The 20,998-nt window shown below is 68.3% G+C and carries 20 protein-coding genes and 1 pseudogene; 9 read left to right on the top strand and 12 right to left on the bottom strand.

The genetic code is table 11. The features are described from left to right. Positions 1 to 23 precede the first annotated feature (23 nt). Genes rplI through rpsF form a run of 3 tightly spaced genes read right to left on the bottom strand, consistent with a single transcriptional unit; the run spans position 24 to position 1,322 of the window. Positions 24 to 608: a 50S ribosomal protein L9 gene (gene rplI, locus AC07NS_RS20370; RefSeq protein ID WP_494606174.1), complete on the bottom strand. Its 585-nt coding sequence runs from the start codon at positions 606 to 608 to the stop codon at positions 24 to 26. Positions 609 to 621: 13 nt separating this feature from the next. Continuing rightward, positions 622 to 900, bottom strand: a complete 279-nt coding sequence (gene rpsR, locus AC07NS_RS20365; RefSeq protein WP_058346420.1) for a 30S ribosomal protein S18 — start codon at positions 898 to 900, stop codon at positions 622 to 624. 14 nt (positions 901 to 914) lie between these two features. After that, positions 915 to 1,322: a 30S ribosomal protein S6 gene (rpsF, locus tag AC07NS_RS20360; protein ID WP_110117828.1), complete on the bottom strand. Its 408-nt coding sequence runs from the start codon at positions 1,320 to 1,322 to the stop codon at positions 915 to 917. A 352-nt stretch (positions 1,323 to 1,674) separates the two neighbouring features. Between rpsF and AC07NS_RS20355 the strand changes: the two genes are divergently transcribed. Then, positions 1,675 to 2,331: a hypothetical protein gene (locus AC07NS_RS20355; protein WP_494606172.1), complete on the top strand. Its 657-nt coding sequence runs from the start codon at positions 1,675 to 1,677 to the stop codon at positions 2,329 to 2,331. A gap of 144 nt (positions 2,332 to 2,475) precedes the next feature. Continuing rightward, positions 2,476 to 4,638: a TonB-dependent receptor gene (locus tag AC07NS_RS20350; RefSeq protein ID WP_494606170.1), complete on the top strand. Its 2,163-nt coding sequence runs from the start codon at positions 2,476 to 2,478 to the stop codon at positions 4,636 to 4,638. A 122-nt stretch (positions 4,639 to 4,760) separates the two neighbouring features. Here AC07NS_RS20350 and AC07NS_RS20345 read toward each other — a convergent pair whose 3' ends face one another. After that, positions 4,761 to 5,300: a peroxiredoxin gene (locus tag AC07NS_RS20345; protein WP_494606169.1), complete on the bottom strand. Its 540-nt coding sequence runs from the start codon at positions 5,298 to 5,300 to the stop codon at positions 4,761 to 4,763. Between the two features lie 179 nt (positions 5,301 to 5,479). Between AC07NS_RS20345 and fabD the strand changes: the two genes are divergently transcribed. The 7 genes from fabD to gmk all read left to right on the top strand — a co-directional run bounded on the left by fabD (position 5,480) and on the right by gmk (position 11,740). Next, complete coding sequence (fabD, locus tag AC07NS_RS20340; protein ID WP_494606167.1) at positions 5,480 to 6,424, top strand: ACP S-malonyltransferase; 945 nt, start codon at positions 5,480 to 5,482, stop codon at positions 6,422 to 6,424. An 81-nt stretch (positions 6,425 to 6,505) separates the two neighbouring features. Continuing rightward, a complete protein-coding gene (gene fabG / locus AC07NS_RS20335) occupies positions 6,506 to 7,246 on the top strand; it encodes a 3-oxoacyl-[acyl-carrier-protein] reductase (protein ID WP_494606165.1) in 741 nt (246 codons plus the stop codon). A 162-nt stretch (positions 7,247 to 7,408) separates the two neighbouring features. Beyond that, positions 7,409 to 7,648, top strand: coding sequence for an acyl carrier protein (locus AC07NS_RS20330; protein ID WP_007672577.1), 240 nt, complete (start codon positions 7,409 to 7,411; stop codon positions 7,646 to 7,648). A gap of 177 nt (positions 7,649 to 7,825) precedes the next feature. Next, positions 7,826 to 9,106 carry a beta-ketoacyl-ACP synthase II gene (gene fabF, locus AC07NS_RS20325; protein WP_494606163.1) on the top strand — a complete coding sequence of 427 codons (1,281 nt, stop codon included), beginning with the start codon at positions 7,826 to 7,828 and terminating at the stop codon, positions 9,104 to 9,106. A 10-nt stretch (positions 9,107 to 9,116) separates the two neighbouring features. After that, positions 9,117 to 10,208, top strand: a complete 1,092-nt coding sequence (mltG, locus tag AC07NS_RS20320; RefSeq protein WP_494606161.1) for an endolytic transglycosylase MltG — start codon at positions 9,117 to 9,119, stop codon at positions 10,206 to 10,208. 4 nt (positions 10,209 to 10,212) lie between these two features. Then, a complete protein-coding gene (locus AC07NS_RS20315) occupies positions 10,213 to 11,094 on the top strand; it encodes a YicC/YloC family endoribonuclease (protein ID WP_494606159.1) in 882 nt (293 codons plus the stop codon). Continuing rightward, complete coding sequence (gene gmk, locus AC07NS_RS20310; RefSeq protein ID WP_487288709.1) at positions 11,084 to 11,740, top strand: guanylate kinase; 657 nt, start codon at positions 11,084 to 11,086, stop codon at positions 11,738 to 11,740. The genes AC07NS_RS20315 and gmk overlap by 11 nt, the downstream gene beginning before the upstream one ends. A 108-nt stretch (positions 11,741 to 11,848) precedes the next feature. Here gmk and AC07NS_RS20305 read toward each other — a convergent pair whose 3' ends face one another. The 8 genes and pseudogenes from AC07NS_RS20305 to lptF all read right to left on the bottom strand — a co-directional run. Next, positions 11,849 to 12,247: a response regulator gene (locus AC07NS_RS20305; protein WP_494606157.1), complete on the bottom strand. Its 399-nt coding sequence runs from the start codon at positions 12,245 to 12,247 to the stop codon at positions 11,849 to 11,851. Between the two features lie 22 nt (positions 12,248 to 12,269). Continuing rightward, positions 12,270 to 12,674 carry a response regulator transcription factor gene (locus tag AC07NS_RS20300; RefSeq protein ID WP_110117838.1) on the bottom strand — a complete coding sequence of 135 codons (405 nt, stop codon included), beginning with the start codon at positions 12,672 to 12,674 and terminating at the stop codon, positions 12,270 to 12,272. A gap of 48 nt (positions 12,675 to 12,722) precedes the next feature. Continuing rightward, positions 12,723 to 13,556 carry a 16S rRNA (adenine(1518)-N(6)/adenine(1519)-N(6))-dimethyltransferase RsmA gene (gene rsmA, locus AC07NS_RS20295; protein WP_494606155.1) on the bottom strand — a complete coding sequence of 278 codons (834 nt, stop codon included), beginning with the start codon at positions 13,554 to 13,556 and terminating at the stop codon, positions 12,723 to 12,725. A gap of 32 nt (positions 13,557 to 13,588) precedes the next feature. Continuing rightward, entirely contained in the window at positions 13,589 to 14,593 is a 1,005-nt protein-coding gene (pdxA, locus tag AC07NS_RS20290; RefSeq protein WP_494606154.1) for a 4-hydroxythreonine-4-phosphate dehydrogenase PdxA, read from the bottom strand. Next, positions 14,590 to 15,939 carry a peptidylprolyl isomerase gene (locus tag AC07NS_RS20285; protein ID WP_494606152.1) on the bottom strand — a complete coding sequence of 450 codons (1,350 nt, stop codon included), beginning with the start codon at positions 15,937 to 15,939 and terminating at the stop codon, positions 14,590 to 14,592. The genes pdxA and AC07NS_RS20285 overlap by 4 nt, the downstream gene beginning before the upstream one ends. A 158-nt stretch (positions 15,940 to 16,097) precedes the next feature. Continuing rightward, entirely contained in the window at positions 16,098 to 18,509 is a 2,412-nt protein-coding gene (locus AC07NS_RS20280; protein ID WP_494606151.1) for an LPS-assembly protein LptD, read from the bottom strand. A 28-nt stretch (positions 18,510 to 18,537) separates the two neighbouring features. Continuing rightward, positions 18,538 to 19,644 carry an LPS export ABC transporter permease LptG gene (lptG, locus tag AC07NS_RS20275; protein ID WP_494606294.1) on the bottom strand — a complete coding sequence of 369 codons (1,107 nt, stop codon included), beginning with the start codon at positions 19,642 to 19,644 and terminating at the stop codon, positions 18,538 to 18,540. A 6-nt stretch (positions 19,645 to 19,650) separates the two neighbouring features. Further along, a pseudogene (gene lptF / locus AC07NS_RS20270) lies at positions 19,651 to 20,783 on the bottom strand (LPS export ABC transporter permease LptF); the annotation flags it as partial. Positions 20,784 to 20,998: the final 215 nt, after the last annotated feature.

The raw sequence follows: 20,998 nt of genomic DNA, 5'->3' as shown, positions 1-20,998 counted from the left end.
CAGTCTGCGAATGACCTGACGGATCAGGCTTCGTAGTGGTCGCCTTCGTGCGAACCGGCGCCACCTTCCAGCATGTCCTGGGCGGCTTCGGCGTCGGCAGCGCGATCTTCTTCGAATTGCGAGGCGATGACGTTTTCGCCGCGCGCTTGGCGATCGGCTTCGTCTTGGCTGCGCGCGATGTTGAGGCTGACCGTGACGGTCACATCGGCGTGCAGCTTCACCTTCACTTCGTGGACGCCCAGCGTCTTGATCGGCTTGTCCAGCACGATCATCGAGCGGTCGACCTTGCCGCCTTCGGCCTTGATGGCGTCGGCGACGTCGCGGCCCGCGACCGAACCGTACAGCTGGCCGCTTTCGCCAGCTTGACGGATCAGGACGTACTGCGTGCCGTCCAGCGCCTCACCGGACTTGCCGGCGGCTTCGCGGTTGCGGACGTTGCGGGCTTCGATCTCGGCGCGTTGCGCTTCGAAAGCCTTCAGGTTGTTCGAGTTGGCGCGGAGAGCCTTGTTGCGCGGCAGCAGGAAGTTACGGGCGAAGCCGTCCTTCACCGTCACCACGTCGCCCAGGACGCCCTTGCCTTCGACTCGTTCGAGCAGGATCACTTTCATCGTGGCGTCTCCCTTACTTCACGACGTAGGGGAGCAGAGCCAGGAAGCGGGCGCGCTTGATGGCCTTGGCCAGTTCGCGTTGCTTCTTGGCCGACACCGCGGTGATGCGCGACGGCACGATCTTGCCGCGTTCGGAAACGTAACGCTGCAGCAGCTTCACGTCCTTGTAGTCGATCTTCGGCGCGTTGGCGCCCGAGAACGGGCAAACCTTGCGGCGACGGAAGAACGGGCGGCGAGCGCCGCCGGCGGCGGCGGCCGGAGCCGCGGCTTCGGGAGCAGTCGTATCGGTCATGATCTATTTCTCCCTTACGCTTGCGGGGCGAAGTCTTCGCGCGGACGCTCGGAACGCTCAGGGCGGTCCGAACGCTCGGGGCGATCGCTGCGCTCACGGTCGCGACGGGCCAGAACCGGCGACAGTTCCAGGTCCAGCTCTTCCACGCGGATGGTCAGGAAACGCAGCACGTCTTCGTTGATCGACAGCTGGCGCTCCAGTTCCTTCACCGCCGGCGCCGGGGCGTCGATGGCGAGCAGGGAGTAGTGGCCCTTGCGGTTCTTCTTGATGCGATAGGTGAGGTTACGCAGACCCCAGTATTCGATCTTGGCGATGTGACCACCACCTTCTTCGATCAGGGTCTTGATTTGCTCGTTGAGAGCTTCGGCCTGTTGCGGCGAGATGTCCTGCCGCGCGATGACCACGTGTTCGTAGAACGACATAGTTTTCCTTCTTCCGCTGTGGAAGGCGGCGCGGTCGACGGCGGAAGTCCGGCGGCCACGATGGATCCTGTGCGACGAGCGGGAAAATCCCGGCCCAATGAAGGGTTCGCGCAAGACCGCCTTCCGTGAGAGCGCGCGCTATTACAGGAAACAGGGCCAGGAGGCAAGACGAGGATCGGGTGCAGGCCCAATGGAGGGGCCGTGGAGGCCCTATACTATGGCGCCTGAAATGCGTGCGCGGTGGCGCGGGTCTGTGTCCTTCCGAAACCTTCGTGTCGATTTCGACCTCGAAACAGGCTTTCGTCGCGGAAGTCAGCTTGCCGTTAACACCTTCGGTGGCTAGGGAAGAGGCATGCGGGGCAGCATCCTCAAGAGCCTGATCGTCGGCGGCGCTTTTGCGCTCGCGATGTCGGCCGCCCCGACGCTCGCCCAGACCCTGATCAAGAAGCCCGACCTGTCGGTGTCGTCAAACGACGGCCGCTTCACGGGCTATTCGGCCGCCCTGCCGATGGACCTGTCGACCGACGCCGAGCGCGTCGACTTCACGGCCAAGGTCGCGGGCAACATCGAGCAGCCCACCTACGACGTGAACCTGAACCTGACGGCCAAGGCCGAGCAGGGCCCCAGCCCGCACGCCATGGCCCTGGGCGCCTCGCTCAACAAGCGCGAGGCCGGCTTCCGCTCGTCGATGTCGCGCCTGTTCGGCTTCGGCGACCTGCCCAAGTCGAACTATGTCAGCCTGTCGGTCGACATGAACGCCACGCGCTCGATGATCGTCCCGGCCGCCATTCCGCTGGCCCGCGCCAACCTGCGCTCGGCCCTGACGCTGGACGGCCGCCAGGTCGCCGCCATCGGCTTCGGCGGCGGCACCATGGGCGACGAGGGCGTCGACTTCAGTCTGATCCGTCCGTTCGACATTCCGGCCGAGTTCTCGGTCAGCGTCCGCGCCGAGGACGAACGCGTCCAGGACGGCCGCTTCATGGTCAAGCTGGTCAAGGCCAACTGGTAGCCTCCGGCGCAGCCGCGCCGCTTTCCTGACAATCCGTCGCCGACGACCCGCGCCGCTGTCCGACCATCGGGCGCCGCGCAGGGCGGGTTTGCGCCCAGCCTTGCGTCTTTCCCTCCTGAACGCTCCACCAGAGGGGGAGCGGAAATGCGAAAATCGGTTCTATGCGGCGCGGCGGCCATCGGCGCGATCCTGGCCGGCGTCACGCCGGCCCTGGCCCAGGAAAAACCGACTACGGTCGAGGATCTGGTCGTCACCGCCCAGCGGCGCGAGCAGAAGCTGCAGGACGCGCCCGTCGCCGTCAGCGCCTTCGGGGCCAAGGCCCTGGACCAGCTGCAGATCACCAAGGTCGAGACCCTGGGCGCGGCCGTGCCCAGCCTCTACGTCTCGCAGATCAGCGCCTCGCCCTCGACCATCCAGGTCGCCCTGCGCGGGGCGCTGGACCAGACCGGCGGCATGATCACCTCGGAACCGCCCGTCGGCATCTATGTCGATGACGTCTACCAGGCCCGGCTGTCGGTCGCGAACCTCGACCTGGCCGACGTCACGCGGGTGGAGGTGCTGCGCGGGCCGCAGGGCACGCTCTACGGCCGCAACTCGATGACCGGCGCGCTGAAATACGTCACCCGTCAGCCCGGCGACGCGGCCGGCGGCTCGCTCGAGGCCTCGTGGGGCGACTACGGCCTGCAGCGCTACAAGGCCAGCGCCGGCGGGGCGATCAGCGACCATGTCGGCGCCACGGCCTCGGCCCTGTTCTCCGAACGCGACGGCTGGCAGCAGAACACCGCCCTCGACAAGAAGGTCGGCGCGCGCCGCGACGCCGGCGTGCGCCTGGCGCTCGGCCTCATCGACACCGGCCCGTTCAGCGCCACGGTCTCGGCCGCCTACGCCCGCACCGACACCGACGGCCAGCATTTCTCGCCGCTCGACCCCGTCACGCTGAAGCCCCTGGCCGGCGGCGATTTCGGCTCGACCCGTTCGCCGATCAACACCGACACCAAGACCGAGCAGAAGAGCCTCGCCCTTCACCTCGGCTACGACCTGGGCGCGGTGCAGCTGAAATCGATCACCGCCTATCAGCGCCTCGACGACCGCTGGACGCTCGACTTCTCGGGCGGGCTGGTGGCCGGCGCCGGCCTCGTCGCCGGCTTCCTGCGCGGCAGCCAGACCGAGCAGGAGCAATCCAGCCAGGAATTCCAGGCCCTGGGCGAATCCTTCGACGGCCGCCTGCAATGGATCGGCGGCCTGTTCTGGTTCAAGGAGACCGGCGGCCAGGTGCTGTCCGACACCATCGGCGCGGGCATCTACGGGTCCTACGCCGTGCCGCTGCTGCCGACGACGATCCACGCCACCTCGGAAAGCGTCGCCGCCTACGGCCAGCTGGAATGGCGCTTCACCGACCGCCTGAAGGGCTCGGCCGGCCTGCGCTGGACCAAGGACGAAAAGACCATCGCCGGCACGATCCAGAACGGCCTGGCCGCCTATCCGGCCAGCCTGACCAGCCGCTCCAACGAAGGCGAGTGGAAGGTCTGGACCCCGAAGTTCAATCTTCAGTACGACGTCAGCGACGACGTCATGGTCTACGGCACGATCGCTCGCGGCTACCGCGCCGGCGGGTTCGTCGCCCTGTCGATCGCCGAGCCGTCGATCTTCACCAAGGCCTATGACCCCGAGACCGTCTGGTCCTACGAGGCCGGCGCCAAGATCGAGGCCTTCGAGCATCGCGCCCGCCTCAACCTCGCCGCCTATGTCGAACAGCTAAAGGACCTGCAGCAGAACGTCATCAGCAACGGCTCGATCCTGACCCAAAACGCCGCCGAGGCCCGCATCGCCGGCCTGGAGCTCGAGGCCGCCGCCACGCCGGTGAAGGGGCTGGACCTCTTCGCCTCTCTGGCCCTGACCGACGCCGAGTACGAGAAGCTCGATCCTTCCACCGCCGCCGCCCAGGCCGGCGCCAAGACCCTGCCGCTGGTCTCCAAGGTCCAGGCCCAGGTCGGCGGAACCTGGCGGATCGAGCCTGAGGTGCTGAAGGGCGGGGCGATCATCGTCTCGGCCGACTACAGCCACCGCGGCCCGCGCTACGCCGAGGCGACCAACGCCCAGGCCGGCCGCATCGACGCGGTCGACCGCGTCAACGCCGGCGTCGCCTGGGAATCGCCCTCGGCCGCCTGGCGGGTGTTCGTCCAGGGCCGCAACGTCCTCGACGCCAAGGACTACGTCTCGGGCGCGGTCTTCATCCCCGGCCTGATCGTCTACCGCCTGGCCGACGAACCGGCGATGTGGAGCGCCGGGGTGAAGGTGAAGTTCTAAAGAGTGGTCCGGGCCGGTCCTCTGTGACCGGCCCCGTTTCCACGGCGCATCGACTGGATGGAGCGTTGCCCTCCGAAGGCAAAGCTCACTCGAAAGGTTCAGAGATGCGGCGTCATGCGCTCCTACTTCTTTTTCTTGTAAGCCTTCACGGCGTCCATGGTCTGGGTCACGTGACCCTGGAAGTTGAGGTCGCTGTAGGCCAGCAGGATCTTGCCGCCCGGCGCGATCACGTACGAGGTGCGGTTGGACAGGTTGTCCTTCATCGGCAGCTTGACGTCGTAGTCCTTGATCAGGGTCGGGCTGGCGGCGGCGACCGCGAACTTGTCGCGGCAGTGTTCCTTCGAGAACTCCTTGATCCGCTCGACATTGCCGCCGGTGACGCCGATCACCGTCGCGCCCAGCTTTTCGAACTCGGGGGTGGCCTCGGCGAACTCGTGCGCCTCGGCGGTGCAGCCCGAGGTGTAGGCGGCCGGGAAGAAGTATAGCACCACCGGACCCTTCTTCAGGGCCTTGCTGAGCTTGAACTCGAAGTCCTTGCCGGCCAGGGCCGCCGGGGCGGTGAAGTCGGGAGCCTTGTCGCCGGGCTTCAGCGCCGCCAGGGCGGGGGCGGCGGCCAGCAGGCTGAACGCGGCCAGGGAAGCGGCGAGGGCGAGGCGTTTCATCTTGGCGACTCCGATAGGTCGGGGGAGGGCGTGGCGTTTCAGATACGGAACGGCGAGCAATGTGGACGTGCCCCTGCGGAAAGCAAGCACAGGCAAAACATCGGTCCGGCTTGCCCAGGCCCTGGGTTTCCCCTAACCCTCCGCCCCCAAGACATTGAATTACAGAGGAGCGGGCCGCCATGAGCATCGCCTTCATCTTCCCGGGGCAGGGCAGCCAATCGGTCGGCATGGGCGTCGAGCTGGCGGAGGCCTTCGCGTCCGCTCGCGAGGTGTTCCAGGAAGTCGACGACGCCCTGGGCCAGAAGCTGTCGCAACTGATGCGCGAAGGTCCCGAGGGTGATCTCACCCTGACCGAGAACGCCCAGCCGGCCCTGATGGCCGTCAGCCTGGCCGTGACCCGCACCCTGGAGAAGGAGTTCGGGATCGGCATCGAGCGCGCCGCCTTCGTGGCCGGCCACTCGCTCGGTGAATACTCGGCCCTGGCCGCCGCCGGCGCCATCAGCCTGTCGGACACCGCCCGCCTGCTGAAGCTGCGCGGCCAGGCCATGCAGCGCGCCGTGCCGGTGGGCGAGGGAGCCATGGCCTCGCTGATCGGTCCCAAGACCGACCTGGCTCTCGCTGAAGCCGCCGCCGCCGCCGGTTCGGAAGTCGGCGTCTGCGTCGTCGCCAACGACAACAACAACGGCAACGTCGTGATCTCCGGCGCCAAGGCCGCCGTCGACAAGGCCATCGAGAAGGCCAAGGAACTGGGCGCCCGGGCCATTCCGCTGAACGTCTCGGCGCCGTTCCACTGCCCGCTGATGCAGCCGGCCGCCGACGAGATGGCCGCCGCCCTGGCCGCCACCACCATCCTGGCGCCGAAGGCTCCGCTGCTGGCCAACGTCACCGCCTCGCCGGTGCACGACCCGGACGTCATCCGCAAGCTGCTGGTCGAGCAGGTCACCGGCCGCGTCCGCTGGCGCGAGAGCATGACCTGGCTGGCCGGCGAGGGCGGCGTCACCCGCTTCGCCGAAGCCGGCGCCGGCAAGGTGCTGTCGGGCATGGCCAAGCGCATCGCCCCGGACGCCGAGGCGACGCCGCTGAACACCCCGGCCGACCTGGAAGCCTTCGCCCAGTCGCTCTGAGCCCTTCGGGTTCCTCATCCTGAGCCTGTCGAAGGGCGAGGAACCCCCACCACGCAATCCCTCCGAACGGAGAAACCTCGAATGTTTGATCTCACCGGCAAGACCGCCCTCGTCACCGGCGCCACCGGCGGCATCGGCGGCGCCATCGCCCGGGCCCTGCACGGCCAGGGCGCCCACGTCGTGCTCTCGGGCACCCGCGAATCGGCCCTGACCGAGCTGAAGAACGAGCTGGGCGAGCGCGCCTCGTTCGTCGTGGCGAATCTGTCGGACGCGGAAGCTGTGGACGGCCTGGTCGCCAAGGCCGAGGAAGCCGCCGGCACCCCGCTCGACATCGTCATCGCCAACGCCGGCATCACCCGCGACGGCCTGATCGTGCGGATGAAGGACGAGGACTGGGAAACCGTCATCAAGGTGAACCTGGAAGGCTACTTCCGCCTGGCCCGCGCCGCCGCCAAGGGCATGATGAAGCGCCGCGCCGGCCGCATCATCGGCATCACCTCGGTCGTCGGCGTCACCGGTAACCCCGGCCAGACCAACTACGCGGCCTCGAAGGCCGGAATGATCGGGTTTTCCAAGGCCTTGGCCCAGGAACTGGCCAGCCGCGGCGTGACCGTCAACTGCGTCGCCCCCGGCTTCATCGCCAGCCCGATGACCGACGCCCTCAACGACGCCCAGAAGGCCGGCATCCTGTCGACCATTCCGGCCGGAAAGCTGGGCGAAGGGAGCGATATCGCCGCCGCCTGCGTTTACCTGGCGAGCGATCAGGGCGGTTACGTCACCGGTCAGACCTTGCACGTCAACGGCGGCATGGCCATGATCTAGGCGAACGCCGCCTTGGGCTTGCAATGGCCCCGCTTCTTCGCGGCTGACCCGCTGGTCACCCGAAAAGGAACGTGATAGGCGGTGACCCGACATCTCGCGGACGGTGAATAGTTTTCAAACCGGCCGCGGGACAAACAGATTTCAAAACGAGGGACTAACAGAATGTCCGACATTCTCGAGCGCGTGCGTAAGATCGTCATCGAACACCTGGATGCCGATCCCGAGAAGGTCACCGAGAAGGCTAGCTTCATCGACGACCTGGGCGCCGACAGCCTCGACAACGTTGAGCTGGTGATGGCGTTCGAAGAAGAATTCGACATCGAAATTCCGGACGACGCCGCCGAGCACATCCAGACGGTTGGCGACGCCGTGAAGTTCATCACGGAAAAGACCGGCGCCTAAGGGCGTCGGGTTCGTACCCTCGCGGAACGAACAGGACTATCAGCCGCCGCGCAGCACGGGCTCTTGCCATCGTGCGCGCGGCGGTTTTCGTATGTGGCCAAGATTCGCGCCGCAACCGGCCGGTAGGGGTTCGCCTTATCGTCCGGGAACGGCGCGTCGGAAGGTTGGGAGCAATCCATGCGTAGAGTCGTCGTCACCGGGCTGGGCCTGCTGACTCCTCTGGGCCAGGGCGTCGAAGTGTCCTGGAAGAACATCGTGGCCGGTAAATCGGGCGCGGGCCGCATCACAGCTTTCGACCCGACCGACTATGCCTGCCAGGTCGCCTGCGAGGTGCCGCGGGTCGATGGTCGCGGCGGCGGCGGTCCGGACGTCGAGGGCTCGTTCAACCCTGACCTGACCATGAGCCCGCGCGACCAGAAGCGCGTCGACGACTTCATCCTCTACGGCATCGCCGCCGCGGACGAAGCCGTGAAGGATTCGGGCTGGGTGCCCGAGACCGACGAGCAGAAGTGGCGCACGGGCGTCATCCTGGGTTCGGGCATCGGCGGCCTGTCGACGATCGCCGACACCGCGCTGGAGTTGGAAGCCAAGGGCCCGCGCCGCGTCAGCCCGTTCTTCATCTCCTCGGCCCTGATCAACCTGATCTCGGGCCAGGTCTCGATCAAGTACGGCTTCAAGGGCCCCAACCACGCGGTCGTGACGGCCTGCGCCACCGGCGCCCACGCCATCGGTGACGCCGCGCGCCTGATCAAGTACGGCGACGCCGACGTGATGATCGCCGGCGGCGCGGAAGCGGCCGTCTGCAAGATCGGCATCGCCGGCTTCATCGCCTGCCGCGCCGTGGCCACCGCCTTCAACGAGACCCCGGAAAAGGCCTCGCGCCCTTACGACAAGGACCGTGACGGCTTCGTCATGGGCGAGGGCGCCGGCGTCGTGGTTCTCGAAGAGTACGAGCACGCCAAGGCGCGCGGGGCCAAGATTTACGCCGAAGTGGTCGGCTACGGCCTGTCGGGCGACGCCTATCACATCACCGCCCCGGCCGAGGACGGCGAAGGCGGCGGTCGCGCCCTGGCGGCGGCGGTCAAGGACGCGGGCCTCCAGCCCTCGGACATCGACTACATCAACGCCCACGGCACCTCGACCATGGCCGACGGCCTGGAAGCCGGCGCCGTCGCCCGCTTCCTCGGCGATCACGCCAAGAACGTGGTGATGTCCTCGACCAAGTCGATGACCGGCCACCTGCTCGGCGCGGCCGGCGCCATCGAGTCGATCTTCTCGATCCTGGCCATCCGCGACCAGATCTGCCCGCCGACCATCAACCTCGACAATCCCGACGTCGACGTGCCGATGAATCTCGCGCCCAACAAGGCCGTGCCGAAGAAGATCGACGTGGCCGTGTCCAACAGCTTCGGCTTCGGCGGCACCAACGCCTCCGTCGTGTTCCGTAAGATCTCGTGAGCCAGATCTCGTGAGCAAGGCGCCGCGTCCGCAGAAGAAGGCTCCGGCGTCCAAGCGGACGTCGAGCGCCCGCAAGCGGGAAACCGCGTCCCTGGGACGTCGCCTGGCCGCCATGGCCGGCGGCGGCCTGGTGGTCGCCGCGGTCGCGGCGCTGGTCGTCGTCGGCGGGGCGGTGTTCGTCTATGGCGGACCGGGCCCCAAGGCCAAGAACGGCGAATACACCTCGGTGGTCCTGCGCCGCGGCGCCAGCGTCTCCGAGATCGCCGGCGCTCTGGAAGCCGGCGGGGCGATCCGCTCGTCCTCGCTGTTCCTGACCGCCGCCCAGATCACCCGCGCGGCCCGCAAGCTGAAGGCCGGCGAGTACGAATTCCCCTCCGGCGCCTCGCTGTCGACCGTGCTGGCCATGGTCCGCGACGGCAAGGTGGTGCGCCACCAGGTGACCATCCCCGAGGGCATGACCTCGGACATGGTCGTCGAGATCCTGCAGCGCTCCGACGTGCTGGTTGGCGACGTGCCGACCCCGCCGGAAGGCGCCGTCCTGCCCGAGACCTACCAGGTCGAGCGCGGCGAGGAGCGGGCCGCCGTCTTGCAGCGCATGATGGACGATCGCGACAAGGTGCTGAACGCTCTCTGGGCCGAGCGCAAGGCGGGCCTGCCGTTCCAGACCAAGGACGAGGCCGTCACCCTGGCCTCGATCGTCGAGAAGGAGACGGGCTTGGCCAGCGAGCGTCCGCGCGTCGCGGCCCTGTTCATCAACCGCCTGCGCCTGGGCATGCGGCTCGATACCGACCCGACCGTGATCTACGGCATCACTCGCGGCCGGCCGCTGGGCCGGGGCCTGCGCCGGTCGGAACTCGATACGTTCACGCCCTACAACACCTACAAGATCCCCGGCCTGCCGCCGACGCCGATCGCCAATCCGGGCCGCGCGGCCCTGGCGGCCGTCATGAACCCGCCCAAGACCGACGAGCTCTATTTCGTCGCCGACGGCACCGGCGGCCACGTCTTCGCCAAGACGTACGAGGAGCACGAGCGCAACGTCGCCCAGTGGCGGCGCATCGAGCGGGAGGCCAAGGCCGCGACCCCGCTGGCGGGAGGCTGATCGCATGGCGCTGTCGGGCATGACCGGTTTTTCGCGTGTCGAAGGCGCTCTGGGCGACTGGAGCTGGGCCGTCGAGGCCCGCAGCGTCAACGGCCGCAACCTCGAGACCCGCTTTCGCGGCCCGCCGGGCTTCGAAGGCCTCGACCGCGCCGCCCGCGACGGCGCCCAGGCCCGCTTCCAGCGCGGCCAGCTCACGGTCAACGTCCAGGCCCGCAAGGCCGAGGCCTCGGCCGCTCCGCAGGTCAATGTCGAGGTGCTGGAGCGCTATCTGAAGGCTGGCGGCCCCTATGTCGCCACCGGCATGGTCGCCAAGCCCACACTCGACGGCATGCTGGCCCTGCGCGGCGTCATCGAGGTCCGCGAGGACGACGAGGACGCCGAGGCCCGCACCGCCCTGGAGGCCGCCATGGCCACGAGCCTGGCCCAGGCCCTCGACGGCCTGAAGGTCGCGCGCCAGGAGGAGGGGGCTTCGCTCGCTCCCGTGCTGGCCGGCCTCGTCGACCGCATCGAGACCCTGACGGGCCTCGCCGCCGCGGAGGCCGAGGGCCAGCCCTCGATCCTCAAGCAGCGCTTCGAGCGCCGCATGACCGAACTGCTCGGCGAGAGCGCCCCTCAGGACCGCATCGTCCAGGAAGCCGCCGCCCTGGCGGTCAAGGCCGATGTCCGCGAGGAGCTCGACCGCCTGGCCGGCCACGTCGCCGCCGCCCGCACTCTGCTGTCCAGCGACGGCGCTTCTGGCCGCCGCCTCGACTTCCTGTCCCAGGAATTCATGCGCGAGGCCAACACCCTCTGCAGCAAGTCGGCGCTGACCGCGCTGACCGCCCATGGCCTGGAACTCAAGGCCACGATCGAACAGTTTCGCGAACAGGTTCAGAATGTCGAATAACCCGGCCCAGAAGCACGGGGGCAAGCACCGCGGCCTCCTCCTGATGGTGGTGGCCCCCTCCGGTGTCGGCAAGACCTCGCTGACCCGCCGCCTGGTGGCCGACCACGGCGACCTGCACCTGTCGATCAGCGCCACCACCCGCGAGCCGCGCCCCGGCGAGCACGACGGCCGCGACTACCACTTCGTCTCCAAGGACAAGTTCCAGGAGATGATCGCCCAGGACGCCTTCTTCGAGTGGGCCGAGGTCTACGGCAACTACTACGGCAGCCCCAAGGCCCCGATCCTTGCCGCGCTCGACGAGGGAGAAAGCGTGCTGTTCGACATCGACTTCCAGGGCGCCATGAAGGTGCACGCCCAGGCCGGTCCCGACAGCGTGCTGGTCTACATCCTGCCGCCGTCCCTGGCCGAGATGAGCCGCCGCCTGCACGCCCGCAGCCAGGACAGCGAGGAAGTCATCGCCCGTCGCCTGTCGCGCGCCAAGGACGAGGTCGCCGCCTGGGAGAAGTTCGACTACGTCGTGCTCAACGACGACTTCGACAAGGCCTATGCGGATCTCGCCCACATCTACCACGCCGAACGCCAGAAGCGCTCGCGCAACCCCTGGATCGGCAACCTGGTCGGCGACCTGCTGGCCGAGGATATCTGAGGCCCTAGCCCCATTCTCCGAGCATCCCCGCGCAGGCGGGGATTAAGCGGGTTGGGGCTGAGGTTCAGTGGTGGATCAAGGGCTTCCCGGAAAGCGGATCCCATCAAGTCAGTAATGGAAGCTGCCGCTCTCGCGCGGCTGGATCAGTTCCTTGGCCCGCATGACGATCTGGGCGGGCGTGAACGGCTTCATCATGTAGGTGGTGGCGCCGGCGCTCATGGCCTCGACCACGCGGTCCAGCCGCCGTTCGCCGGTCATGATCACCACCGGCACCTCGCGGCCCCAGTCGCTGACCCGCAGGCGGCGCAGCACCTCGATGCCCGTCTCGCCGGGCATGCGCACGTCCAGGAAGACGATGGCCGGCTTGCGGTCGTGCACGTCGGTCAGCAGGCTCTGGGCGTCCTCGGCCGTCCGCACGTCGAACCCGCCTTCGGTCAGCGCGCCCGACACGAACTCCAGCATCAGGGTGTCGTCGTCGATCACCAGGGCCAGGGGACGGGACGTCATGCGGGGCTCCGTACGCGTTGCGTCACAACCAGACGCGAGACTGGTTCTTGGTCGCCGCGCGCACCCTTTGCAACAGGTCGTCGGCTGAAAACGGCTTGAGCACGTAGCCGACGGCGCCGGCCTCCATGGCGGCCTTGACGTTGGCGCCCGCGGCCGAGGCGGTGATCATGATCGCCGGCACGTCCTTGAGCCGCTTTTCCACCCGCAGCCGGCGCAACAGTGTCAGGCCGTTGATCTCCGGCAGGCCGACATCGAGCAGCAGAAGGTGCGGTGGGCGGCGCACGGCCGCGGCCAGGGCGTCCTCGGCGTTGTGCGCCACCTCGACGGCGAATCCCTCGGTCTCCAGCCGGAACCGGACGAATTCGGTCACCAGCTCGTCGTCGTCGACGACCAGGACAAGGTGCTGCTGCTCGGGCGAGGCCTGCATGACGAGATTGATTCCCCCGCTAGCGCCGGTTGGCAAGGGTCCTAAGGCTCAGCTGTTCGCGATCAGCGCCCGCGCCAGATCTTGAAAGCCGTCGACGGGGATGGTCTCGGCCCGGGCGTCCGGATCGATCCCGGCCGCTTCGCACAGGGCGCCGCCGCCCAGGGGCTTGAGGCTGGAGCGCAGCATCTTGCGGCGCTGGCCGAAGGCCGCGGCGGTCACCCGTTCCAGCGCCGAGACCATCGCCTTGTCCGGCGCGGGCGCCAGCGGGACCAGCCGCACCACGGCCGAAGCGACCTTGGGAGGCGGCGTGAAGGCGCGGGCCGGCAGGTCCATGACCACCTTGGCCGCGCAGACGGTTTGCGAGATCACCGCCAGCCGCCCATAGGCGTCGTCGCCGTCCTGGGCGGCGATGCGGTCGGCGACCTCCTTCTGGAACATCAGCGTCATCGACAGCGGCCGGAAAGGCCCCGTCAGCCAGTCGATCAGCAGCTGGGTGCCGACGTTGTAGGGGAGGTTCGAGACCATGTGCGCCGGACCGCCGGCCAGGACGGCCATGTCGGCCCGCAGGGCGTCGCCCTCGACCAGGGTCAGGCGGCCTTCGGCGGCTTCGGACAGCTCGCCCAGCAGCGGCAGGAAGCGGCTGTCCTTTTCGACCGCGATCACCCGCGCGCCGGTCTCCAGCAGGGCCCGCGTCAGGCCGCCGGGGCCGGGGCCCACCTCGATCACCGTGTCGCCTTCGCCCACCTCGGCCAGGCGCGCGATCTTGCGGGTGATGTTGAGGTCGAGCAGGAAGTGCTGGCCGAAGCTCTTGCGGGCCAGCAGGCCGTGGCGCTCCAGCGCTTCACGCAGCGGCGGCAGGTCGGCGAGGGAAGGGGACGTCATGGTCCCCGTCTAGATCGAAACGCCGCGAAAGCCTAGCTGGCGCTACGCCGAGCGGCGATCTGCGCGGCCAGGTGGATGGCGGCGATCAGGCTGTCGGGGCGGGCGATCCCCCGGCCGGCGATGTCGAAGCCGGTGCCGTGGTCGGGCGAGGTGCGCACGATCGGCAGGCCCAGGGTCACGTTCACCCCGCCCCAGAAGTCGAGCATCTTCACCGGGATCAGGGCCTGGTCGTGGTACATGCACAGCACCCCGTCATAGGTCGCCCGGGCGTCGGGGTGGAACAGGCTGTCGGCCGGAGACGGGCCGCGCGCGTCGACGCCGCGGGCGCGCAGGGCCTCCACCGCCGGGATGATCACGTCGATCTCCTCGCGGCCCAGGGCGCCGCCTTCACCGGCGTGCGGGTTGAGCGCGGCCACCGCCAGACGCGGCGCGGCGATGCCGAAATCGGTCTTCAGGGCCTGGGCGGTGACCAACCCCGCCTCGACGATGCGTTCGACGCTGAGCGCGCCCGGCACCGAGCCGACCGACTGGTGGATCGTCACCAGGGTGGCGCGTAGACCGCCGGCGGTCAGCATCATCACCGGGCCCCGCGCCCCGTCGTAGGGCGCCGGCGCGGTTAGTTCGGCCAGGAACTCGGTATGGCCGGGAAACTTGAAGCCCGCCTCGTACAGCGGGGCCTTGGCGATCGGGGCCGTGACCAGGCCCGCCACCGCGCCCGACAGGGCCAGGCCCGCGCCGGTCTCGATGCAGCGGATGATCTGGGCGGCATGGGCGCTGGAGGGCTTGCCTGCCACCACGGGGGCCTGCAGCGGCAGGTCCAGCACAGGCAGCGCCTCGGCGAAGACCCTGGCGGCCTCGACCGGGCCGGTCACGGGGCGAACCTTCACCCCGCCGCCTGCCGCGGCCAGGCTCTGCAGATCACCGACAGCCATGAACACGGGTCCGGTCTCCCGGAGGGCCGCCCAGGCCTTGGCGATGATCTCGGGCCCGACGCCGGCGGGATCGCCGACGCTCAGGGCCAGGGTGTCTGTCTTCACCGGGTCTCGATGGTGGCGGAGTTGCGCAGGTCTCGCAGGTAACGTTTGGAGATCAGCGCAAGTTGCTGACCTCGCAGGCGATTCTCGATCTGGTCATGCGACGGAGCCGCGGCGCCCGACTGGCGCTTGCCGCAGACCGCGATCAGGTGCAGGCCGGCGTCGGTACGGATCGGATCCGAGATCTGGCCGACGTTGAGGGCGTTGGCGGCCTCCTGGAAGGCCGGGGCCAGATCGCCGATCTCGGCTTCGCCCAGGTCGCCGGCCACGACGCCGTCCACCTTGCCGGCTTCGGCCTCGAGGGTCTGGCAGCTGGTCAGCTTGGGCTTCAGGCCGGCCAGCAGGGCGGTGGCCGACTGCACGTCGGCTTCCGGGGCGTCCTTGGCTAGCGCCACGGCCACCTGCTTCAGGTCGACCAGGGTCGCCTTGGCGCCCGAGCGCTTGTCGCGCAGATAGACGATGTAGACGCCGTCCTTGACCGAGATCGGGGCCGACAGCTGGCCGGGGCGCAGCTGTTCCAGGGCCGCGTCGACCTCGGCCGGCATTTCGCCGGGGCTGACCCAGCCGGCGTCGCCGCCGTTGGCCGCGGTCGCGGCGGCCGAGAACTGGCGGGCCACGGCCGGGAAGGGCGCGCCCTGCTGGATCTGGGTCACCAGCTGGCGGGCGCCGTTCAGGGCCACGTCCGGGCCGCCGACGCGGGTGGCGTCGATGAACACTTCGCTGACCTGGTACTGCGGCTTGCTGGCCGACTCGGCCAGGCGGCGCTGGAAGGCCTTGATCTGGTCTTCGCCGATGCGCAGGCGCGAGCCGTAGCGGCCGCTGATCCAGTTCTGCCAGCTCGACTCGGCGCGGATCTGCGAGCGCCAAGTGTCGGCGCTGACGCCCTGGGCGGCCAGCTGGTCCAGCAGCTGCTGGGCCGTCATCTTGTTGCCCTGGGCGATGCTGGCGATCTCCTCGTCGACTTCCTTGTCGGTCGAGATGATCGTGATCTTCTGTTCCTTCTCGACGCGGCGCAGCTCCTGGAGCTGGACGCGCTCGTCGATCAGCGAGCGCAGGGCTTCCTGCTCCAGCTGGGGCAGGTTCTCCTGGGTCGGCTGCAGGCCCGAGGTGATCATCAGCAGGCGCATGCGCTGCATCAGGTCGTAGGACGAGATGATGTCGTCGTTGACCACGGCCGCGACGCTTTCCGACAGCGGATTGGCGCGAGCCTGGGCTTCCGGCTGAGCCGCCGCGGGGGCGTCGATGGTGGGCGCGGCCTGACGTGCGTGGGCCGGCATGGCCGCCACGGTCAGGGCGAGGATGGACGCGGCGCTGGCCGCAAAAGTCGTCACGCTACGCGCAGCCCGCATGGGTAGTGTCGTTCCTCTGGAGCCCGACCGTCGCCGATCGACCTCGATTTCAAACCGTTGAGACGCAACGACCTTCCAGCTGCCTGTCGGTGGTCGCGCCTCGATACGCCACAAGGACGCGTGCGGACCCCCGCACGCCCCCCGGCGCGATGGAATAATCAGTCGCTGTACCCTGTATCACCCAATGTGGCGAGGGTTAGGCGGACCACGATCGACTCGTCGGGCTGGAGCTTCAGGCCCGTCACCGTCGAGCTATAGCGGTCTTCGTGTTGGTAGATGATGTCGATGCGGATGCAATCGTCCGTGTAGGCGACGCCCAGGTCGCGGCGGCGCCAGGTTTCGGCCACCAGGTCGAGCTGGCCGAAGGCCGTCAGGGCCCACTTGTCGGTCAGCTTCAGCTGGCCCCGCGTCTCGAAGTTCTCCTGCCGCTCGCCGTTGGAGTCGACCGTGTCCTTCAGATAGCGGAACGAGCCCTGCAGGCGCGTGGTGGAGGCGTCCATGCCGGTTTCGATGCGGTTGATCTCGGTGGTGTCCGAATCCAGGCGGGTGCGGACATAGGCGTTGATGCCCTTCACCGGAGTGATCGTGGCCGCCACGATCCAGTCGGACGACTTTTCCTGCAGGCCGGTCCGTTCGGGCAGCAGCGGGTCGTACTCGGTGCGGAAGCTGCGGCCGATCAGGATGCTGCCGCCGCGGCCGTCGGCCGTGGTGAAGGTCGCGCGACCGCCCACATTGGCCCGGGTGCCGCCCTCGTAGAGGTCGAAGCCTGGCGACTTGTTGGTGCGGAACAGGTTGGTCTCGTCGAATTCGAAGGCCGAACTGTCCTCGTTGTAGAGGTAGGTCGTGGTTCCGTCGCGGGCGACGACGACCGGCACGCGCGAACTGTCCGAACCCGTCGCCAACTGCACGATGGGCTCGATGATGACGCTGCCGCCGTTCTTCAGGCCCTTGTAGAGCGGCAGGCTCAAGTCGACACCGGCCACGCCCAGGGTGCGCGAATAGCTGATCTCGGCGTCATCGCCGGCCGCCAGGGCCGCGGTCGTCAGGTAGACGCCCTTGATGTTGTAGGCGTCGGCGCGGGCCTGGGCGAAGGGTTGGATCCGCAGGCCGGGACCGACCACGGCGCTGGCGCGCCAGTCGGCCTGGAAGCTGCCGCGGGCGCTGTCGACGCCGTTCTGGCCGCGATAGGCGGTCTGCATGGCCGAGGAGTAGGGCGACTCGCCGAATTGCGATTCGGAGCGGTTCAGCACCACGCCCGAGCCTTGCAGGCGCAGGCGGCCGAACAGCACCGGCGATTCCGGCTCCCAACGACCTTCGACCAACGGGCCGATGAACGGGAAGGCCCCGCTGTTCTCGAACTTGTTGCCCAGACCCGTGGTGGAATCGGTGCCCACCACCCGCAGGCCCTGCACCGAGACGGCCGAGACCGAGAACCACGACCGCGTGTCCTGCCGCGAGGCGTAGATCTGCGAGGTCAGGCGGTGATCCTCGCTCGTGAACAGGCCGCGCTGTTCGTAGACGTCGTTGATGTCGTACTTGTCGAACAGAAGGGCGTCGGAGGCGCGCTCGGCGCTGAAGCCCCACTTCCACTTGTCGTCGATGTCGAAAGCGCCCTTGGCCAGGATGTAGCTGCGGGTGGTCGCGTCGCCGAAGCGGTTGCCCTTGTTGTCGAACTCTTTCTCGTACGTCCCGCCGATGCGCGCCTCGAGCATGCCCGAGTAGAAGCGCTTGCGATAATTGACGTTGAGGAACGGGTTAATTTTCGTGTTGATTTGAGGGCTTAGCACGACATCCGAAGACGGCGAGATCACCTGCAGATAGGGCTGCTGATAGGACAGGCCGCGCTTCTTCGACAGGCCGACCTTCGGCGTCAGGAAGCCGGAGCTCCGCTCGGCCTGCGGATCCGGGTGCCAGAACAGCGGCAGATAGAGCAGCGGCGCGCCCCACAGGCGGATGCGCGCCCCGTGGTAGTAGACGATCTTCTTGGCCTTATCCTGCACGACCTTGTCGGCCTCGATCGACCAGGTGGGGGTCGGCTTCTCGGCGCAGACGTCGCAAGGCGTGTAGATCGCCTGGTTGAGTTCGGTGACCTGTTCGTTGCGACGGATGGCGGTGGCGGCCGCGATCTTCACGTTCTTGTCCAGGCGCGTGGAGAAGTTGCGCGCGAAGCCGGCGCGCATGTCCTTGTCCAGCGTCAGGTCGTCGGCGAACTGGGCCGTGCCGTCGGCGTTGATCAACTGCACCTTGCCGTGGGCGGTGACCACCCCGGTCTTGGTGTCGTAGATCACTTCCTGGGCGCGCAGCACGCGGCCCTGGTAGCGCACCTCCACCGATCCCTGGGCGGTCATGGTCTGGGCCACGTCGTCGCGGATCAGCAGGTCGGATTCCAGATAGTAGCCGTCGTCGCCGAGGCCGTCGTCGGCCGCGGCCGGCTTGGCCGGAATTTCGGGCACGGTCGCCAGGGACGGCTGGGCCGCGTGCGCGCCGCTGGCGGCGAACGCCAGCCACGCGACGCCGGCCATCAGCAGCTTGCGAACCGCCGTGCCCGGCGCTGGGCTTAGATCGATCATCAGGGGCCTCGATGCCGGCGTCACAGACTCAACCATCCTCGGTATAGCAAAGCAGGGTCAGCCCCGCCAAAAGCGCCGCGGCCGGCGGGGTCCAGGCGGCCAGGATCGGCCCCAGGAGATCGGCCTTGCCGAGCGCGCCGCAGAGTTCATTGAAGAAGAAGAAGCCGAAACCGAGCGCGACGCCAGAGCCGGCCAGGGCCGCCAGGCCCCCCAGGCGCATCAGGCGCAGCGAAAAGGCCGCGGCCAGCACCGACATCGCCGCGAACAGCAGCGGCGTGGCCAGAATCTGCTGCAGGCGCAGCTTGAACGGCGTCGCCGAGAAGCCAGCGGCCTCGGTGCGGGCGATGGTCTCGGGCAGGCGCCAGAAGGCCACGGCCTGCGGGTTCTTGAATCGGTCGGCCGCCGTGCGCTCGTCCAGGTCGGACGGCACGGTGACGCTTTCGGTTCGCATGGCGCCGACGCCCGGTGTGGCGACGCTGACGCCGGTCAGGCGCCAGAAGCCCGGCTCCAGCCGCGCTTCGGCAGCCTCGTAGCGTTCCTTGAAGATCAGGGTGTCGTTGGGCTGGACGTCGTAGACGAAGAACGACACGCCACGCAGGCGCACCGTGCCGCCCACGCTGTCGCGCATGCGGGCGCGGATGACGATCTGACGCTTGGTGTCGCCCTGGCGCAGCCAGGCGCCCTTCGGCGCTTCCTTGAGGTAGCCCGCCAGCAGGGCGTCGCGCTCGGTCTCGAAGCGGGCGCTCATCGCCGCGGTCAGCGGGTTGAGCAGGGTGACGGTCACCACGCCCATCGCGAAGGCCGCGAAGGCCGCTGGCAGGATGAACCGCCAGGCCGAGACGCCGGCCGCGCGCATGGCGATCAGCTCGCTGCGGCGGTTGAGGCCGACGAACGCGCCCAGCGTGCCGAACAGGAAGATGAACGGCGTCAGGGTCAGCAGGGTGGCCGGAGCCTGCAGGATGGTCAGGTACAGCAGCTGGCCGAATCCCGCGTCCTCGGAACGCGTGCCGACGTTGCGGCTGATGTCGACGAAGGCGATCAGCATCACCAGCGCGCCCAGCACGGCCAGGGCCGCGCCCAGCGAGGCCAGCGTCTTGCGCAGGACGTAGCGCTCGATCATCCCCGGGCCGATCACGAGGCGGCTCCCATCGGCTGCAGGCCGTCGCGATGCGGGCCGATCGGCACGTAGCGCATGATCTTCTGGCGGAAGATCTGGGCCAGGCCCCACCAGGTGGCGGCGATCGGCACGGCGTATTGCAGCACGTTCAGCCACACGGAGTCGTCGCAGGCCGCCTGCACGCCGAAGCCGAGGATGCGCACCACGGTCGCGGCCGCGCCGACGGCGGCGATCCGCTTGGCGTAGCCCATGCGGCTGAACGAGCCGCCGATCACGGCCGCCAGGGCCATGGCCATCATGGCGATGTTGTAGAGCGGGCTGGACAGACGCGAATGGCCCTCGGCGATCAGTTTCACCCGGTTGTGCTGCTCCCACTCCTGGGTCAGGTCGGGAAAGAACAACTCGTGCGGATAGCGGTCGGCGATCTTGTAGTGCAGCAGCTCGTCGCTCTGGAACAGGCTCGACAGGTCGAACACATACTCCTCGAACGACAGGTAGTTCAGCACGCCGTTGCTGGCGAACTCCTGGTTCGAGCCTTTGCGCATGATCAGCACCGGCAGGCCGTTGCGCTTGGCGATGACGCCTTCGCGGGCCGTGTAGGTCACCGAGCCGCCGTTGGGCTTTTCCTGGTGGATGAACAGGTTCTTGATCAGGTTGTCGCGGTCGATCGACTGGGCGTAGACCGTCAGGCCGGGGCCGGGCTCGGTGAACTCGCCGGGCCGCACCAGGGTCGAGGCCAGGTCCGTCTTCATGTCGTAGGCCGTTTCGCGGATCAGCCGCGACGACCACGGCTGGGCCCAGAGCCCCAGCGCCAGCGACACCAGGGCCGCGCCGACCGCCAGCCGCATGGCCGGCGAGATCACCCGCCAGCGACTCATGCCGCCGGCGAAGCAGACGACGATCTCCTGCTCGGTATGCAGACGGTTCAGGGCCACCAGGGCGGCCACGAACAGCGCGATCGGCATGATGATGTTCAGCAGCTGGGGCAGGGCCAGCAGGATCATCTTGGCGAAGATCAGCGCGGTCTGGCGCTGCTCGACCAGGATGTCGAATTCCGACAGGCTTCGGGCGAGCAGGGCCAGCGCCGCCAGGGCCGCGATGGCCAGGAGGGTCGGCCCGACCAGCTGTCGGAAAAGATAGCGTTCGATCAGGCGCATGCGGGGGGTGGTTTCGGGGGCTTCACGGATTCGCGCGGCGAACCCCGGCGTTGGCGTGTTCTACACGTCTGGCTCGGCTTGGCACAACCGAAGACATGATGTGGGACGGCGTGACGGGGCTGTGAACGGCGACGGTCTTTTCCCAAGGATCGGCATGGACTATGCCGGGCGTTCACGTCCTGTCGCGTCGGATCGCGGCCTTCTTGAGGCCGCGC

The organism is Caulobacter sp. GW821-FHT10A10 (genome assembly GCF_059415745.1).
Note: the sequence above shows the minus strand (reverse complement) of the source record. Positions and strands in the feature narration are given on the sequence as shown.

What these genes read in the sequence shown, in the direction of transcription:
- rpsF (WP_110117828.1), bottom strand. Translation starts at nt 1,322, where the DNA reads ATGTCGTTCTACGAACACGTGGTCATCGCGCGGCAGGACATCTCGCCG.
- AC07NS_RS20315 (WP_494606159.1), top strand. Translation starts at nt 10,213, where the DNA reads ATGGCGCTGTCGGGCATGACCGGTTTTTCGCGTGTCGAAGGCGCTCTG.
- rpsR (WP_058346420.1), bottom strand. Translation starts at nt 900, where the DNA reads ATGACCGATACGACTGCTCCCGAAGCCGCGGCTCCGGCCGCCGCCGCC.
- AC07NS_RS20305 (WP_494606157.1), bottom strand. Translation starts at nt 12,247, where the DNA reads ATGACGTCCCGTCCCCTGGCCCTGGTGATCGACGACGACACCCTGATG.
- AC07NS_RS20330 (WP_007672577.1), top strand. Translation starts at nt 7,409, where the DNA reads ATGTCCGACATTCTCGAGCGCGTGCGTAAGATCGTCATCGAACACCTG.
- rplI (WP_494606174.1), bottom strand. Translation starts at nt 608, where the DNA reads ATGAAAGTGATCCTGCTCGAACGAGTCGAAGGCAAGGGCGTCCTGGGC.
- AC07NS_RS20285 (WP_494606152.1), bottom strand. Translation starts at nt 15,939, where the DNA reads ATGCGGGCTGCGCGTAGCGTGACGACTTTTGCGGCCAGCGCCGCGTCC.
- AC07NS_RS20280 (WP_494606151.1), bottom strand. Translation starts at nt 18,509, where the DNA reads ATGATCGATCTAAGCCCAGCGCCGGGCACGGCGGTTCGCAAGCTGCTG.
- gmk (WP_487288709.1), top strand. Translation starts at nt 11,084, where the DNA reads ATGTCGAATAACCCGGCCCAGAAGCACGGGGGCAAGCACCGCGGCCTC.
- AC07NS_RS20355 (WP_494606172.1), top strand. Translation starts at nt 1,675, where the DNA reads ATGCGGGGCAGCATCCTCAAGAGCCTGATCGTCGGCGGCGCTTTTGCG.
- AC07NS_RS20300 (WP_110117838.1), bottom strand. Translation starts at nt 12,674, where the DNA reads ATGCAGGCCTCGCCCGAGCAGCAGCACCTTGTCCTGGTCGTCGACGAC.
- rsmA (WP_494606155.1), bottom strand. Translation starts at nt 13,556, where the DNA reads ATGACGTCCCCTTCCCTCGCCGACCTGCCGCCGCTGCGTGAAGCGCTG.
- fabD (WP_494606167.1), top strand. Translation starts at nt 5,480, where the DNA reads ATGAGCATCGCCTTCATCTTCCCGGGGCAGGGCAGCCAATCGGTCGGC.
- fabG (WP_494606165.1), top strand. Translation starts at nt 6,506, where the DNA reads ATGTTTGATCTCACCGGCAAGACCGCCCTCGTCACCGGCGCCACCGGC.
- AC07NS_RS20350 (WP_494606170.1), top strand. Translation starts at nt 2,476, where the DNA reads ATGCGAAAATCGGTTCTATGCGGCGCGGCGGCCATCGGCGCGATCCTG.
- fabF (WP_494606163.1), top strand. Translation starts at nt 7,826, where the DNA reads ATGCGTAGAGTCGTCGTCACCGGGCTGGGCCTGCTGACTCCTCTGGGC.
- AC07NS_RS20345 (WP_494606169.1), bottom strand. Translation starts at nt 5,300, where the DNA reads ATGAAACGCCTCGCCCTCGCCGCTTCCCTGGCCGCGTTCAGCCTGCTG.